A 13,757-nucleotide genomic window follows, 5' to 3' on the forward strand; every position below is an offset into this window, starting at 1 on the left:
CTTGTTTAGTATGAGGTTTAGACTGCCTACTACCACTTTATGTAGAATCCACCTTAATATTGATACGAGATTATAGATGCTGTGCATAAGGCACAGCATCTAGGCCAACAAGGAGCTTTTGTGCTAAACGTTAGATGCGTTCACTCTCAGGTTTAATAACAATAATGTGTTTACCCTCTAATGTCAGAGCCCTTTACCTAAATTACTCATAAACCAGCCCATCCTCATTAATTGAAGTAATTTCTTCATTTCGGCCCAGATCTCGTAAGGGATAACCGCGCATTAAATGATCTTCAATGGCTTCCAAGCTAAGATTTTTGGTTTCTGGCATGTAGTAATAGGCATAAAAAAGACCTAATAGACAGATTAAGGCATAAAGGGCAAAAGTAAATTCGATACCAAATTGATGATGCAAAATTGGAAAACTGAACACAGTTAACGTATTAAATCCCCAATTACTAATGGAAGAAAGTCCCATTCCTATACCCCGAACATGTAGGGGGAAAATTTCTGACATTGCTATATGAGGAACAGGCCCTATACTAATTGCAAAGGAAAATATATAAACCGTCAGACATAGCACGGAGAGGTAAGCTAATAAAGAGGCGTTATAGAAAGAAAAGAGGCTCAGTGAAGCCAAACTAATGCAGGCACCAGTAAAACCAATTAGCAATAATTTACGTCGACCTATTTTATCCACATACACCATGGCAATAATGGTAACTAATAAATTCACCAGCCCAATACCCATTGTTGCCAGAATCTGCCCTATTGTATTGGTAAAACCAAGATTTTTAAAAATTTCTGGCGCAAAATAAATGATGACATTAATCCCACTTAGTTGCTGCAAACAAAATAATGTCATCCCTAACAATAGCACAGGTAACAAGGGTTTTTTAAACATCATACGCCAGTTGTTTTCTTTAGGCTCATTAGCCAGAGTTCTTTGGATTTCAGTTAACTCCTGCTCAATGGATAAATTGCTACGCAGACGTTTTAATGCTTTAGCAGCTTCATCATCCCTACCCGCACTAACCAGCCAGCGCGGTGACTCTGGCAAAAAGAAAATACCCAATACCAGAATGAATGCTGGAAGTGCACTTGAAGCAAACATTGTTCTCCAGGCTTGATGTTCTATTAACAAATAGTTCACCGAATAAGCACACACAATTCCTATCGTAATAGCCAATTGATAAACAGCTACTATAGCTCCTCTAAGTTGCACAGGAGCAGTTTCAGCCAGATAAAGAGGTGTGGTAACCGCAGCTGTTCCAATGGCAATACCAAGAATAAACCGCGCAAAAATTAATATCCATTCTTCTGTAGCTATAGCAGTGCCTAATGCACCAATAAGAAAAAGAATTCCTGCAGCAAAAAGAGTAGAACGTCTACCAAAACCTTTAGCAAGACGCGAGGCTAGAACCGCTCCAATAAGCATGGAACCTATTAAGGCGCCAAAAGGTAAAGCAGAAGTCATAACGCCAACATCCGTGTGCGTCAAACCAAAATAATTTCGCACCAAATCCAAAGAACCAGCGATGATCCCTTCATCATAGCCAAATAAAAAACCTGTTACGGATCCAATAATTGCTACCAACCAGGCCATATTTTTATCCTTAATGTTCTATCCTGTTAATCAAAGTATACGGTTTACCTGCTCTCTTGCAGTTGCAGCTAACTCAGTAATACGATGCCATTTTTTTTCTTTCATTGCTTCCGCAGGCACAATCCAGCTTCCGCCCACACACTCTACATTAGGTAAACTTAAATAGTCCAGAAAGTTTTTTTCATTAACACCTCCTGTTGCACAAAACTTCAAACTCGAGAAAGGGGCGTAAATTGCTCTTAGCATCGCCATACCTCCTGCCACTTCAGCAGGGAAAAATTTAAAATAAGTATGGTTGAATCGCATCCCCTCCATTAACTCTGAAATACTTGAAGCGCCCGGAATAAATGGAATTTGAATTTCACGACATGTCTGTAACAACTCCACAGTAAGTCCAGGACTAATCATGAATTGTGCGTCTGCTTCAATACAAGCTTCTATCTGCTGTCCTGTAGTCACAGTACCTGCACCTATTACTGCACTAGGGATTTCTTTTCTTAATAGACGAATTGCTTCAAGTGCAACTGGAGTTCTTAACGTTATTTCCAATATGTTAATGCCGCCAGCGATGAGTGCATTTGCCAAAGGTAGTGCATCTTTGAGATCATGAAGCACGATTACAGGAATGATAGGGCTTAAAGAAAATAGTTTTTCAGCGTCAAATTTTTTATTGTCACATAACATAAGCACTCCTTCCCATGATTTGTTTTAAATAGGCAGCTGCACCTAACAAACCGGGCTGCTCCGCTGTGATGACATACGTGGGAATTTGAACGTTAAAACGACTGGATCGCCCCTTGTTCTCAAAACGTGCTCTAAAACTACTTGCTTCCATTAATGGCAGTAATTTAGGAACTATGCCCCCAGCAATATAGACTCCACCTAATGCCCCTAAAGTTAGTGCCAAATCGCCAGCATAACATCCAAGGCTAGCAAAAAACTGGTTGACTGCCGCAAAAGCCAAGTCACATTGCTTTGTTAACGCAAATGTTGAAATTTGTGCGGCCGATAAAGGTACTACCTTTATTTCTTGATAAGAGGCCAATGCTAAATAAATTGCCTCAAGACCTGCCCCAGATAATAGACGTTCACAAGATACATGCCCATACTTAGTGGTTAAATAACGTTGAATAAACCACTCCTGCTCCGTTTGAGCAGCCCAGGTTGCATGACCACCCTCACCTGCTATAGGGATAAATCCCTTGTCAGTTGGAATTAAATGAGCAACGCCTAAACCAGTACCTGCGCCTAATACAACCATTGGTTTGCTTAAATCAGCAGACCCTTGACCAACTTGAACTTTTTCCTCATTTCCCAGCAAAGGTAAACTCATTGCAGCTGCGGTAAAATCATTCATGACTTGTAACTCGGCAATATTTAGTTGCTCCTTTATCTCTCGAATAGAGAATTGCCAATGGAAATTTGTCATGCGAACCACATCATCAATAACAGGACAGGCAATAGCGATAGCAATGTGTTTTATCGCAGAAAGTTTCTGACTCTCTTGATAGTAAGCTAATGCTGCAACTAAACTTGGAAAATTAGCGCAAGGATAGACTGCCACTTTATCTACATGCCAATTACAAAAATCAACCCGACTAAAGCGTGCGTTAGTACCACCAATATCAGCCACAATGGCAAATTGCTCATCAATAGAGAAAATAGACTGTGAATTAATCATGGGCACCAACCTCGGTTGGAAATAAACAAGAGGCCCCTAGTTCTGCACCCGTTAGTTGTCTACGCATGTTGCAAAAAAGCTCTCGGCCCATGCCCAATGGAGTGCCTGAGTGTTCCTCTTCACTATGGCGCTTTGTCAGCTCTTCTTTTGAAACCAGCAGTTGCAAAATCCCTTTTCTGCTATCAATTAATATCATGTCACCTGTTTTAATCCTGGCAATCATACCCCCATCAGCAGCCTCCGGAGTAACATGAATAGCTGCAGGTATTTTTCCAGAAGCGCCTGACATACGCCCATCTGTAACCAAAGCCACTTGAAATCCCCGGTCTTGTAATACGCCCAGTGGTGGTGTGAGCTTATGAAGCTCAGGCATGCCGCATGCTTTTGGCCCTTGAAAGCGTACAACAATCACACAATCTTTATTCAATTCACCCGCCTTAAAAGCAACTTCAAGGTCATGCTGACTGGAAAATACCACTGCCGGAGCTTCGATTATTTCAGCATCAGGATGTAAAGCTGACGTTTTAATAATACCACGACCTATATTTCCTGAGAGAACTTGCAGTCCACCTTCTGCTTTAAAGGGATTGGAGGGAGATCTTAATACGGTTAAATCAAGTGACTCCCGAGGACCCTCTATCCAAAATAATTCTTTATTATCCAATACTGGTTGCTTGGTGTAATGGCGTAAGCCAAACCCCATTATCGTATTGACATCTTCGTGGAGCAATTCAGCATCGAGTAAACTACGAATCAAATAAGCCATACCACCCGCTTGCTGGAATTGGTTAATATCAGCATGTCCATTGGGATAAATCCGAGCGATTAAGGGGGTAACAGCAGATAAATCCGCAAAATCAGTCCAATTAATAAGCACCCCTGCAGCACGAGCAATAGCTACCAAATGCATGGTATGGTTTGTTGACCCTCCTGTTGCCAACAAAGCCACCATGCCATTAACAATCACTTTTTCATCAATGATTTTGGCAATAGGTAAATAATTATTATCAAGATGAGTCAGCTCAATTACTCGCCGAGCAGCTTCCTGAGTTAAGGCGTCTCGTAATGAGGTTCCTGGATTAACAAAAGAGGCACCAGGTAAGTGTAATCCCATTGTTTCTACAATTAGCTGATTGGAATTGGCTGTCCCATAAAAAGTACAGGTTCCTGGTGCATGATAGGATGCAGCTTCAACATCCAGTAATGCTTCTTTACCTACTTTTCCCTCTGCATAAAGCTCCCGGATACGTGCCTTTTCTTTGTTAGCAATGCCAGAAGGCATAGGGCCTGAAGGGACAAACACAAAGGGCAAATGGCCAAAGCTTAAAGCACCTATTAACAAGCCCGGAACGATTTTATCGCAAATTCCAAGCATTAAGCCCCCATCAAACATGTTATGTGACAGTGCGATAGCCGCCGACATTGCAATTATATCGCGGCTCATAAGACTGAGTTCCATTCCCGGCTGTCCCTGAGTGACGCCATCACACATCGCCGGAACGCCTCCTGCAAATTGAGCTGTTCCACCACTCTCACTAATTGCTTTTTTCAATATTCGTGGATAATCTTCATAAGGTTGATGAGCGGATAACATGTCATTATAGGCGGAGATAATGGCAATATTCGGTTTTGTTAAACCACGAAGCAATGCTTTTTCATGGGTTTGACAAGCAGCAAATCCATGCGCCAGATTTCCACATTGCAAAGAAGCACGATGAGGCCCCTTTTTCCGGGCCTGCTCAACTTGCTCCAGATAATTTGCTCGATAGTTTTTACTGCGATCCATTATTTGCTCAGTTATTTTTTTTATTACTGGGTGCATGTTCGGCCCTAAGGTGAATACATAATTTGAATGTTTATGGATGGATGATGTAAAAAAGCTCTGATCGGCATCTCTAGCGGGTTCACTCCAGCAAGTGCCTTATTGAGCGTTTCCAGCTTTTTCTTACCGACTAAATGTAGGAAAATTGTTCGGCTATTTAGCAACCGGGTTTTACTCAAGGAAATTCGGCGATAAGGTGCTGATGTGGGTTGAACTGTTAATACAGGATCAGAATTATCAGCAAGCCCCGCATGGATTTCAGCACTACAAGGAAACAGTGAGGCAGTATGTCCATCTTCTCCCATACCGAGTATGACTACATCAAACATTGGTAAAGTGGCAATCCAAGTTTTAATTTCATCAGCATCCTCATGCATTGCACGGTATAAACTGATGAATGTTGCTTTTTCAGCTTTATCCTTAAGCAGATAAGTTCGTACTAACTGCTCATTACTGTCACTTTCCCGTGGATCTATCCAACGTTCATCAGTTAGAATAATAATAACTTTTTCCCAATCTAAAGCGGTTACAGCCAGCTTCTGAAATAAATTTACCGGTGTTTTTCCCCCTGAAACTGCCAGATAGGCTCGACCACGTTCAGCGATCGCTTGCGTAATGAGTAGTGCAATTTTTTGGGCAAACTGCTGATTAAGCTGCTCAGCATTATCAAAGTGATGTAAGTGCATCTTATTCATCCCAGTTATGTCCACCGCGAGCCAACAATGACGTTGCAGCAACAGGTCCCCAGGTGCCTGCTTGATAAGGTGTCGGCGGTTCTTTAAAGTTATGCCATGCATGTAAAATTCCATCAACCCATTTCCATGCCTGTTCCACCTCATCCCGACGCACGAACAGATATTGATTTCCTAACATCACCTCAAGCAATAACCGTTCATAAGCATCAGCAATACGCTGGGATTTAAATGTTTCATCAAAACTTAGATCCAGTTTTGACTGTTGCAGCTGCATAGTCTCGCCCAGCCCTGGGATTTTATTCATCATTTGAATTTCCACCCCTTCGTCAGGTTGTAAACGGATAATCAGTTTATTAGGCGCCAAATGCTTATAAATTTGTTGAAAAATATTATGGGGTTGAGGCTTAAAGCAGATTGCTACCTCACTATGTTTTTTAGGCATACGCTTACCAGTGCGCAAATAAAAAGGTACGCCAGCCCAACGCCAATTATCAATGTTAACTTTAAGCGCTACAAAGGTTTCTGTTTTACTGTTCTGTCTGGCATCCGCTTCCTCCAAATAGCCAGGCACTGATCTACCATTGACAAATCCATGTACATATTGCCCTCGCACCGTATTTTCCTGAACATTAGTAAGATTAATAGGCCGTAATGCTTTCAGGACTTTAAGTTTTTCGTCTCGAATGCTATCTGCATCAAGATTTTGAGGTGGCTCCATAGCGATGAGTGATAAAATTTGCAAAAGATGATTTTGTACCATATCTCTGGTTTGGCCAGCATCATCATAATATCCCCAGCGCCCTTCTACGCCAACTTCTTCAGCGACAGTAATTTGTACATGATCAATGGCTGTATTGTCCCAGTGAGATGAAAAAAGTGCGTTGGCAAATCGTAAAACCAGTAAGTTTAATACTGTTTCCTTACCCAAATAATGATCAATACGATAAATTTGGTCTTCATTAAAATAGTTTGATACTTCATTGTTAATAACAATGGAGGAGGCCAAATCATGCCCAATAGGTTTTTCTAAAACCACACGAGCAGGCGCTTGTGTTAGCCCTATTAAGGACAATCCATGACTAATTTGACCAAATAAGGAGGGTGGTGTTGCAAAATAGCTCACAGGAACACGTGCGGTCGGCTTCGTGACAGTCAGCAGCTTTTCATAATCAATCGCTTGACTTAGATCAATTTTTGCATAGCTCAATCTTTGCTGTAAGCGTTGCCATACCTCAGCTTCTATCGGGGCTTTTAAAAATTGCTGCAGTTTGATTTCTACAGTATTAATATAACTATGATAATCCAGCTCTTCACGAGCTACACCCGTAATTTGAGTATCAGCATGAAGTAAATTTGCTTTCTCAAGTTGATAAAGTGCAGGTAATAGTTTGCGAGACGCTAAATCGCCTAAAGTGCCAAATAAAATCAAATCACAGGCTTGTTTGCTACCTAACATTCTTGTCATGTCTAATCCTTGACTCAATGCCTTCATAAGTTACTCCAGGGGCTTTGACCTGAGCCGACTTAACTACAGAAAGTGAAATTAATTCTACAGCACTCAAAGTAAGCGTCAACCTAATTCTCTGAGTGGATGATAGTTAAGCTAAAACGTTTCATCCCACAAGCTTAACTGATTTGGTAAGGATGATTTAGCGGGTGTTTTTTTGAATTTATCTGTACTCAGCTCATCCAGTGATTTTTGATTTAAATTAAATCGTTTACAAGCTAGGCGAAAACGAGTTTCTATTAAATTGGCAAACTCCCCCTCGCCTCGCATTCTTTTACCAAAAGTAGAATCATACTCCTTGCCACCGCGCATTTGTCGTATAAGACTCATGATATGCTCTGCTCGTTGAGGAAAATGTTGGGCAAGCCATTCTTTAAATAAATCCTTTACTTCATAAGGTAATCGGATTAAGACATAGCTTGCATATTCCGCCCCTGCTTCGCTAGTAACTTGTAGAATTTTTTCTATTTCCACATCGTTAACCATAGGAATAATAGGAGCCACCATGACACGAACAGGAATCTGATGCTCACTTAAATGTTTAACAACTTTAACCCTGGCTGAGGGTGCGGAAGTTCTTGGCTCCATTATATGTTTTAATTGTTTGGAAAGCGTAGTAATGCTAACGGCCACTCGAACGAGATTATCTTTGGCCATGTCGTTAAGAATATCGATGTCACGTTCAATTAACGAATTTTTGGTTATGATAATGACTGGATGTCTATGCTCCCTTAGAACTTCAAGAATACTTCTTGTAATTTGTAATTTAGATTCTGCCGGTTGATAGGGATCGGTATTTGCGCCAAGAACAATCGGTTTGCACCTATATTTCGTTTTATTTAGTTCTTCTTTTAATAATTTTTCCGCATTCACTTTGTAAAAAATCTTTGTTTCGAAATCAAGGCCGGGCGATAAGTTCATATAGGCATGACTGGGTCTTGCATAACAATAGATACAACCGTGTTCACAACCTCGGTAAGGATTGATGGACTGTTCAAAACCAAGATCAGGAGAATCGTTGCGGGTGATAACCGATTTGGAAGTCTCGGGTAATAAAAAAGTTTCTAAAGGAGGCAACGCCTCTTCTTCAAGCATCCACCCATCATCAAAATGTTCATACGCTTGGCTTTCGAAACGTCCCTCAGGGTTGCTGAGAGAACCACGATTTTTTGTTGAAATATTTTTCTTCATAAGGGAAGCTATTTAACCATACTGTCGCTAAGATAGCATAATTTAAAGAGATCGGGGATAACACCCTATTTTAAATCTTAATAAAAATTTTCTTTCGATAAAGAAGTGTTAATAGGAGTAACCAAACTAACGTATAGGTTAATGCATAAAGTAAAGAAGCGTTTTCAGGAGAAGCCCAACCAAAAAGTTGTTCGGTAATAAAGGAACGTAAATTTCCGGAAGGAGCAGGTGTCATAAGCTGAATCTTTAGAAAAAAGACATGTAAAAAATAAACTGCAAGGGCGTTAAGTCCAAAAATTTCAAAAGGTTTTGACCATTTTTTCCACTCTCTAATATCAACCAGCCAATAACATAGAGCGAATACCAACAATGCTTGTCCTCCGGTCACTAAGACATAGGAGCTTGTCCAAAGTGTTTTATTAATGGGAAATTGTAATCCCCAAACCCAACCGATTATCATACTTAACAAACCAACGCCTATTAATCCCATACATTTAACTGACGCTCTGCGTGAAGAAATTAACCAGCAACCCGTCAAATTTCCTAATAATCCGGTGGCAATAGCCGGAAGCGTACTAAGCAATCCTTCCGGGTCGTAAGATTTGCCGTATAGATGAGAGGCAGAAAAAAGCATACGATCGACAGCGGCTGCCACATTCCCCTGAGGTGTTAAATTACCAGCACCATAACCCTGTACAGGAATAAGAAACATTAGCAGCCAATAACCAATCAATAGCAAAACTAAAAGAATAAGTTGTGTGGTAAAACGGGTTGTTAAAAATAATACAGCACAGAGTAAATAACAGATTGCTATTCGTTGTAACACGCCAAAGACACGCAAAGTGGCTAAATCGAAGTGGTAAGGAAAGGCGTTTAAAAACAAACCAATTAAAAAAATAATAATGCTGCGTTTTAGAATTTTCGGAAGCATTTGTGTGGTAGTTATGCCCTGGGTTTTGGCTTTTGTCAATGAAAAAACCACAGAAACCCCAACAATAAAGATAAAAAAAGGAAAAACAACATCCGCCAGAGTACAACCATTCCAGGGAGAGTGCTCTAACCAGGTATAAACTGTATTATTACCGGGACTATTCACCAAAATCATTAAAGCAATTGTTAATCCACGAAAGACATCCAATGACAATAAACGAGGGAATTTTTTTTCTGAACTCGTCATAATTGATAAAAATATTGCTTACCTAAATCTGGCAGCATAACAATTATCGCTCGTTTTAGAAATTAAATCTTATTCTCTGCAGGACAAAATCATCCCATTTTTGCATTAATTCAACACTGTCAGCTTGCACAATTACTATCATTCTTAAACGAAGGGATTCTTCACTACGTTCAGAATGACATTTTATGCAGAATGACATTTTATGCCGTACGCCAAGGCTGTGCCTTTTTAAATTTGATTTTGACCTGTTACTCACTGCAAGAAATTCCCAATGAATTTAATCCTCTCTCAATATCATCGGGCATTGTCGGCCTTGCCAAAAGATATTCACCCGTACGATTTGTCCATTGCTCTCTAGCGACACGGTAGGCATCTTCCCACTCAGCTTCAGTATAATCGCCACGCCCTATGTACATCAGAGCGACTAGTGTGGCCTGTTGGTCTGGGCGTAAGTTATTGATTGCTTGTGTAACTTCTTGATAAGTAAGGTCATCTGCGTGATCAGCCAATACATAAGAGGCATCCATATCATCCGTCACTTCCGGAAAACTTACATTTTCCTTGGCCTGAAACTGACGTGCCTTAAGAAGTATATCGCAAATGATGCCTGAATTTACGTTCAACATAAATCTCTCCCTGGTTTATGTTTCTCTTTTAAATTTATTCTATCTATTAAAAAAACACAATTTTTAAGAGGATTAACCGCAAGTCTTATATAGCGTCTCACGAAATTATTACGAAAATTACTTGACCATTTTTGCTTATTGTGAGATCATTTTGAATTATTTTTGATCTCATTGTTGTATGGTGGTAATTCTATGGTAACCCTGACTGAAATAAACCAATTGCTTCAATCTTATAAAGCATTACAAGATAATAATGATCCTCTTAAGATCTCCAAGAAATGGAGTCATCTCTTATTTATTTATTTTCCCGAACACTCTACTCAAACAGAGTTTGAAAAACAATTTCTTTCCAACGCTTTAAAAGCGGACAGGGAGACACTGGGGGGATTGCAAAGCTAACATCTCTAGCTTTGCAATTTATAAAAAAAGACAAATTGACTAACGCTGCCCCTATACTAGCGCTATTGACAGAAAGATTGGCCAGCGAGCGTGAGTATTTAAATACGGTTAATCCAATCTTTTTAACTCCTAAACCAGGAGCCATCCCCAGTCCCCAAGAAATTCATGATCTTTATAAGCTAGAGTTAGCCTTTAAGTTAAATATCAGTGCCTATTATTCTTTAATGGGTGCACTACTAAACATTATAAAAGAATCGTTTACTTTAAAAGATAAAAGCAAACTTTTGGATGTCGATTCTCTTTATAGGGAAATTTCAGAGGACATCAAAGCACTAAATGAAGCCTTAGCACAATATGAAAATATTAAAGCTACAAAACAGCAACCTAAAGCTCAGGAAAACAAAAATTCAGTTAAAACAGAAACAGGAGACAAAAAATTTAGAAAATCCATCAAAAGAGCATCAACGTTTAGTCTAAAATGTGAAGAAATTACATCGGAAGAAGCAGAAGAAGCAGAAGAAGCAGAAGCTAAGGCAGTTGATCCTGATGAAACAATGATATCCGAAGAAACTATTACGGATAATCCTGAAAATTCTGACCCTGGTAATACTTCAGATACTATTAAAATTACAGAACCTAAAGCAAGAGAATCCATTGTAGAACGACCACATCGCCAAGAATTTGACTCTGCTCTGAATACTTTAGTAGAAAAATTACAGGACTTATCAAAGATAGCAAAAACAAATAAAAACTATACAAAAGCCGCAGCAGAAGCAAGCGCTTTACACCGAGCACTACATGAGGCTCGCGAGGCTTACTTTATTAATAAAAACACAACTACAGACACTTTTAAGAGCACCTGTATGGATGCAATTAAGACCGCTCGACAGGAATTAGCGCATCATCGCGGATGGAGCGAATTTTTGCTTAATTTAACGCATGTGGTATTGTCCATCGCCACATTGGGCTTAGCTAATATTGCCAGTGTACTTGCTACTGGCCGCTATCGCTTTATCCCTACGGTTAAAACGGATTCTGAGCAAAAACTGGATGAATTTGCTACTGTGCTAAACACACTGTAGAGATAATTTTAACTCACAGACCCAGATATCTAGGGCTGTGAGTTATTTTCCATGTCTTTAGTACTTCTTAGACCTCGAACTGGGATATCAATGTCATAGACATAGTGCTGAATGATTTGCTTAGCTTGCTCACTGGTCAAAGGTTTCGTTAGTGCTCCTTCCATAAAATAATCCACACAGTCATATTTAACCACATCGGCTTCATAACCAGTTAGGGCAATAATAGGCACACGATATTCTGATTTGTCTTCCATTTTTCGAATTTCTTTCGATACCACATAACCTGATGTCCCTTCAAGACCAATGTCCATGAACACCAAATCGTATTTACCGGGTTTAAATAGACTAATTGCCTTATCCCCTGAATCCGCCACATCCACGTGGCAATCCAGCTGCATCAGCAATGCCTGCGTTGCTTTTTGCGCGATGGAATTATCTTCCACCATTAAAATTTTAGGTATCTTTTTTAAATTGGCAGATTTGGCATGCCTCATGACTGGGACTGTGTGCGATTTTATATTGTTTTGTTGCAATTGCTCTTTTATTTTGGCTAATTGCTCTTGCATCCTTTTATAGGCTGTTACATCAGTTAAGATAACAACCAGTCCAACTACATTTTTGTCTTTATCCAAAATGGGCACTCTTGAAGATTCGTAATAGAGGACATTATCTTTAGCACGAATAATCGGTGGTTCACTCACTTTGTAGGCAGATTCACCTGATAGTAAAGCATTAATATCATCTCGTTTAAACATTTGAGTACGCTCGTCAGACCAAGGTAAAAATTCAGTCATTTCCTTATAGGTTTTACCTGCTAACTGCTCATTGTTTTCAAACCCTACAAGCGTTAGAAAATTCGTATTTGCTCCCACGAATGTACAATTTTTATCTAAAATATAAACAAGATTAGGCATTGCTGCTAGAATATCCTTACTGTATTGATGGATAATTTCAGACTCTTCCGTGCGTTTGATATGAGACATGACAACCATTCTCCCAAGGTTATGATTATGCTTGTAAAAGTATAGTACATAGCGAATGAATGGGGAGACTTGTACATCCATTAAAAATCCATTGAACAGATATTGCATCCTAGGCAACCGGGAATCCACATCTCCAGGACTTCAGAGGATGTTTTTTTAAGGTTATTCTAGAAAAATAATAATTTTTGCTCTATATCATTAGCAAGGGATAAATTTATAATGAGTTATCTTCTGTATGAAGTAGAGTGCTAATTAAACAAAAGAAAAGGGTTAAACTCACGTCATGGCAATTCCAGCAACTTTTACACAATTTCTTTCTGATATCGACAGAAATTATCGACAACAAATGCAACAAAATTCTCTATTTGATAAAACACAAACTTCTTGTTTGACGAGTAAGCAGAAACGTTTTTTTGCCGGTCTTTTTTATCATCTGCGGGGACATTTTATTAATTTCATGTGGTATGTGGCCAATTTTGCTAACGATGACTACACCAAAACAATAATACTGGAAAACATTCAGGAAGAGTTAGGATTAAAAAACCGGGTTTCACATGAAAAATTGTATGAAATTTTTGCAAAAGAGTGTGATCTCGACATTCATGACGAAATTGTTAACGAAACCCATTATTTACCTTTTGCCAAAGCATTTAACACAGGTCATTTACATTGGCTTTCTACTCATGATGCAAATGAACGCCTTGCTGCTTTTGCAGCCTATGAAAGACTGGACAATATCGATTATTTCTATCTTACCGAGTTTGCAAAATCGCTCCACTTACCTAAAGTTGCTACCGCATTTTTTAATGTGCATATGCATGTTGAGCATTTTGAGCCTGTAGTAGAAAAATTAACTCCTATCTGGTTAACGTCTGAAGAAAAAGTAAGAGATGCTTTTCATTTTATTTATTCTCACCAACGACAAATGTGGGAAGAATTATCAGCCACCATACTGGATATTAGCTCATAATGCCTTGTCAGTTTGAAC

13 protein-coding genes are annotated in these 13,757 nt (G+C 39.4%); 3 read left to right on the plus strand and 10 right to left on the minus strand.

From position 1 onward, the window contains the following. Positions 1 to 202: 202 nt before the first annotated feature. The 9 genes from clem_RS07190 to clem_RS07230 all read right to left on the minus strand — a co-directional run bounded on the left by clem_RS07190 (position 203) and on the right by clem_RS07230 (position 10,305). The gene (locus tag clem_RS07190; protein ID WP_094091011.1) at positions 203 to 1,606 is read right to left on the minus strand and encodes a sugar porter family MFS transporter; all 1,404 of its coding nucleotides are present in this window, start codon (positions 1,604 to 1,606) and stop codon (positions 203 to 205) included. A gap of 30 nt (positions 1,607 to 1,636) precedes the next feature. Next, complete coding sequence (locus tag clem_RS07195; protein WP_094091012.1) at positions 1,637 to 2,290, minus strand: bifunctional 4-hydroxy-2-oxoglutarate aldolase/2-dehydro-3-deoxy-phosphogluconate aldolase; 654 nt, start codon at positions 2,288 to 2,290, stop codon at positions 1,637 to 1,639. Further along, positions 2,280 to 3,287: a glucokinase gene (glk, locus tag clem_RS07200; RefSeq protein ID WP_094091013.1), complete on the minus strand. Its 1,008-nt coding sequence runs from the start codon at positions 3,285 to 3,287 to the stop codon at positions 2,280 to 2,282. The genes clem_RS07195 and glk overlap by 11 nt, the downstream gene beginning before the upstream one ends. Continuing rightward, on the minus strand, positions 3,280 to 5,109 hold the full coding sequence (edd, locus tag clem_RS07205; RefSeq protein ID WP_094091014.1) for a phosphogluconate dehydratase: 1,830 nt from the start codon (positions 5,107 to 5,109) through the stop codon (positions 3,280 to 3,282). Before edd ends, glk begins: the two co-directional genes overlap by 8 nt. An 8-nt stretch (positions 5,110 to 5,117) precedes the next feature. After that, positions 5,118 to 5,804, minus strand: coding sequence for a 6-phosphogluconolactonase (gene pgl, locus clem_RS07210; protein ID WP_332460211.1), 687 nt, complete (start codon positions 5,802 to 5,804; stop codon positions 5,118 to 5,120). Further along, positions 5,797 to 7,269, minus strand: a complete 1,473-nt coding sequence (gene zwf / locus clem_RS07215; protein WP_198333266.1) for a glucose-6-phosphate dehydrogenase — start codon at positions 7,267 to 7,269, stop codon at positions 5,797 to 5,799. Before zwf ends, pgl begins: the two co-directional genes overlap by 8 nt. A 138-nt stretch (positions 7,270 to 7,407) precedes the next feature. Continuing rightward, complete coding sequence (locus clem_RS07220; RefSeq protein WP_094091016.1) at positions 7,408 to 8,502, minus strand: PA0069 family radical SAM protein; 1,095 nt, start codon at positions 8,500 to 8,502, stop codon at positions 7,408 to 7,410. Between the two features lie 70 nt (positions 8,503 to 8,572). After that, complete coding sequence (locus clem_RS07225; RefSeq protein WP_094091017.1) at positions 8,573 to 9,679, minus strand: acyltransferase family protein; 1,107 nt, start codon at positions 9,677 to 9,679, stop codon at positions 8,573 to 8,575. Positions 9,680 to 9,927: 248 nt separating this feature from the next. Further along, on the minus strand, positions 9,928 to 10,305 hold the full coding sequence (locus clem_RS07230) for a DUF3775 domain-containing protein (RefSeq protein ID WP_094091018.1): 378 nt from the start codon (positions 10,303 to 10,305) through the stop codon (positions 9,928 to 9,930). Positions 10,306 to 10,497: 192 nt separating this feature from the next. Here clem_RS07230 and clem_RS07235 point away from each other — a divergent pair, with 192 nt between their 5' ends. Together clem_RS07235 and clem_RS07240 are read left to right on the plus strand one after the other, a co-directional pair. After that, positions 10,498 to 10,704 carry a hypothetical protein gene (locus tag clem_RS07235; protein ID WP_094091019.1) on the plus strand — a complete coding sequence of 69 codons (207 nt, stop codon included), beginning with the start codon at positions 10,498 to 10,500 and terminating at the stop codon, positions 10,702 to 10,704. 65 nt (positions 10,705 to 10,769) lie between these two features. Continuing rightward, positions 10,770 to 11,786, plus strand: coding sequence for a hypothetical protein (locus clem_RS07240; RefSeq protein WP_232505424.1), 1,017 nt, complete (start codon positions 10,770 to 10,772; stop codon positions 11,784 to 11,786). A gap of 29 nt (positions 11,787 to 11,815) precedes the next feature. Here clem_RS07240 and clem_RS07245 read toward each other — a convergent pair whose 3' ends face one another. After that, positions 11,816 to 12,769 (minus strand): response regulator, encoded by a 954-nt coding sequence (locus clem_RS07245; protein ID WP_232505425.1) that lies wholly within the window; start codon positions 12,767 to 12,769, stop codon positions 11,816 to 11,818. A 283-nt stretch (positions 12,770 to 13,052) separates the two neighbouring features. Between clem_RS07245 and clem_RS07250 the strand changes: the two genes are divergently transcribed. Then, entirely contained in the window at positions 13,053 to 13,739 is a 687-nt protein-coding gene (locus tag clem_RS07250) for an iron-containing redox enzyme family protein (protein WP_094091021.1), read from the plus strand. Positions 13,740 to 13,757: the final 18 nt, after the last annotated feature.

It is taken from the genome of Legionella clemsonensis (assembly GCF_002240035.1).
GTDB classification, from domain to species: Bacteria; Pseudomonadota; Gammaproteobacteria; order Legionellales; family Legionellaceae; genus Tatlockia; species Tatlockia clemsonensis.

Coding starts and splice junctions, on each gene's coding strand:
- clem_RS07230 (WP_094091018.1), bottom strand. CDS start 10,305: ATGTTGAACGTAAATTCAGGCATCATTTGCGATATACTTCTTAAGGCA.
- zwf (WP_198333266.1), bottom strand. CDS start 7,269: ATGACAAGAATGTTAGGTAGCAAACAAGCCTGTGATTTGATTTTATTT.
- clem_RS07250 (WP_094091021.1), top strand. CDS start 13,053: ATGGCAATTCCAGCAACTTTTACACAATTTCTTTCTGATATCGACAGA.
- edd (WP_094091014.1), bottom strand. CDS start 5,109: ATGCACCCAGTAATAAAAAAAATAACTGAGCAAATAATGGATCGCAGT.
- pgl (WP_332460211.1), bottom strand. CDS start 5,804: ATGAATAAGATGCACTTACATCACTTTGATAATGCTGAGCAGCTTAAT.
- clem_RS07195 (WP_094091012.1), bottom strand. CDS start 2,290: ATGTTATGTGACAATAAAAAATTTGACGCTGAAAAACTATTTTCTTTA.
- glk (WP_094091013.1), bottom strand. CDS start 3,287: ATGATTAATTCACAGTCTATTTTCTCTATTGATGAGCAATTTGCCATT.
- clem_RS07225 (WP_094091017.1), bottom strand. CDS start 9,679: ATGACGAGTTCAGAAAAAAAATTCCCTCGTTTATTGTCATTGGATGTC.
- clem_RS07190 (WP_094091011.1), bottom strand. CDS start 1,606: ATGGCCTGGTTGGTAGCAATTATTGGATCCGTAACAGGTTTTTTATTT.
- clem_RS07235 (WP_094091019.1), top strand. CDS start 10,498: ATGGTAACCCTGACTGAAATAAACCAATTGCTTCAATCTTATAAAGCA.
- clem_RS07245 (WP_232505425.1), bottom strand. CDS start 12,769: ATGTCTCATATCAAACGCACGGAAGAGTCTGAAATTATCCATCAATAC.
- clem_RS07220 (WP_094091016.1), bottom strand. CDS start 8,502: ATGAAGAAAAATATTTCAACAAAAAATCGTGGTTCTCTCAGCAACCCT.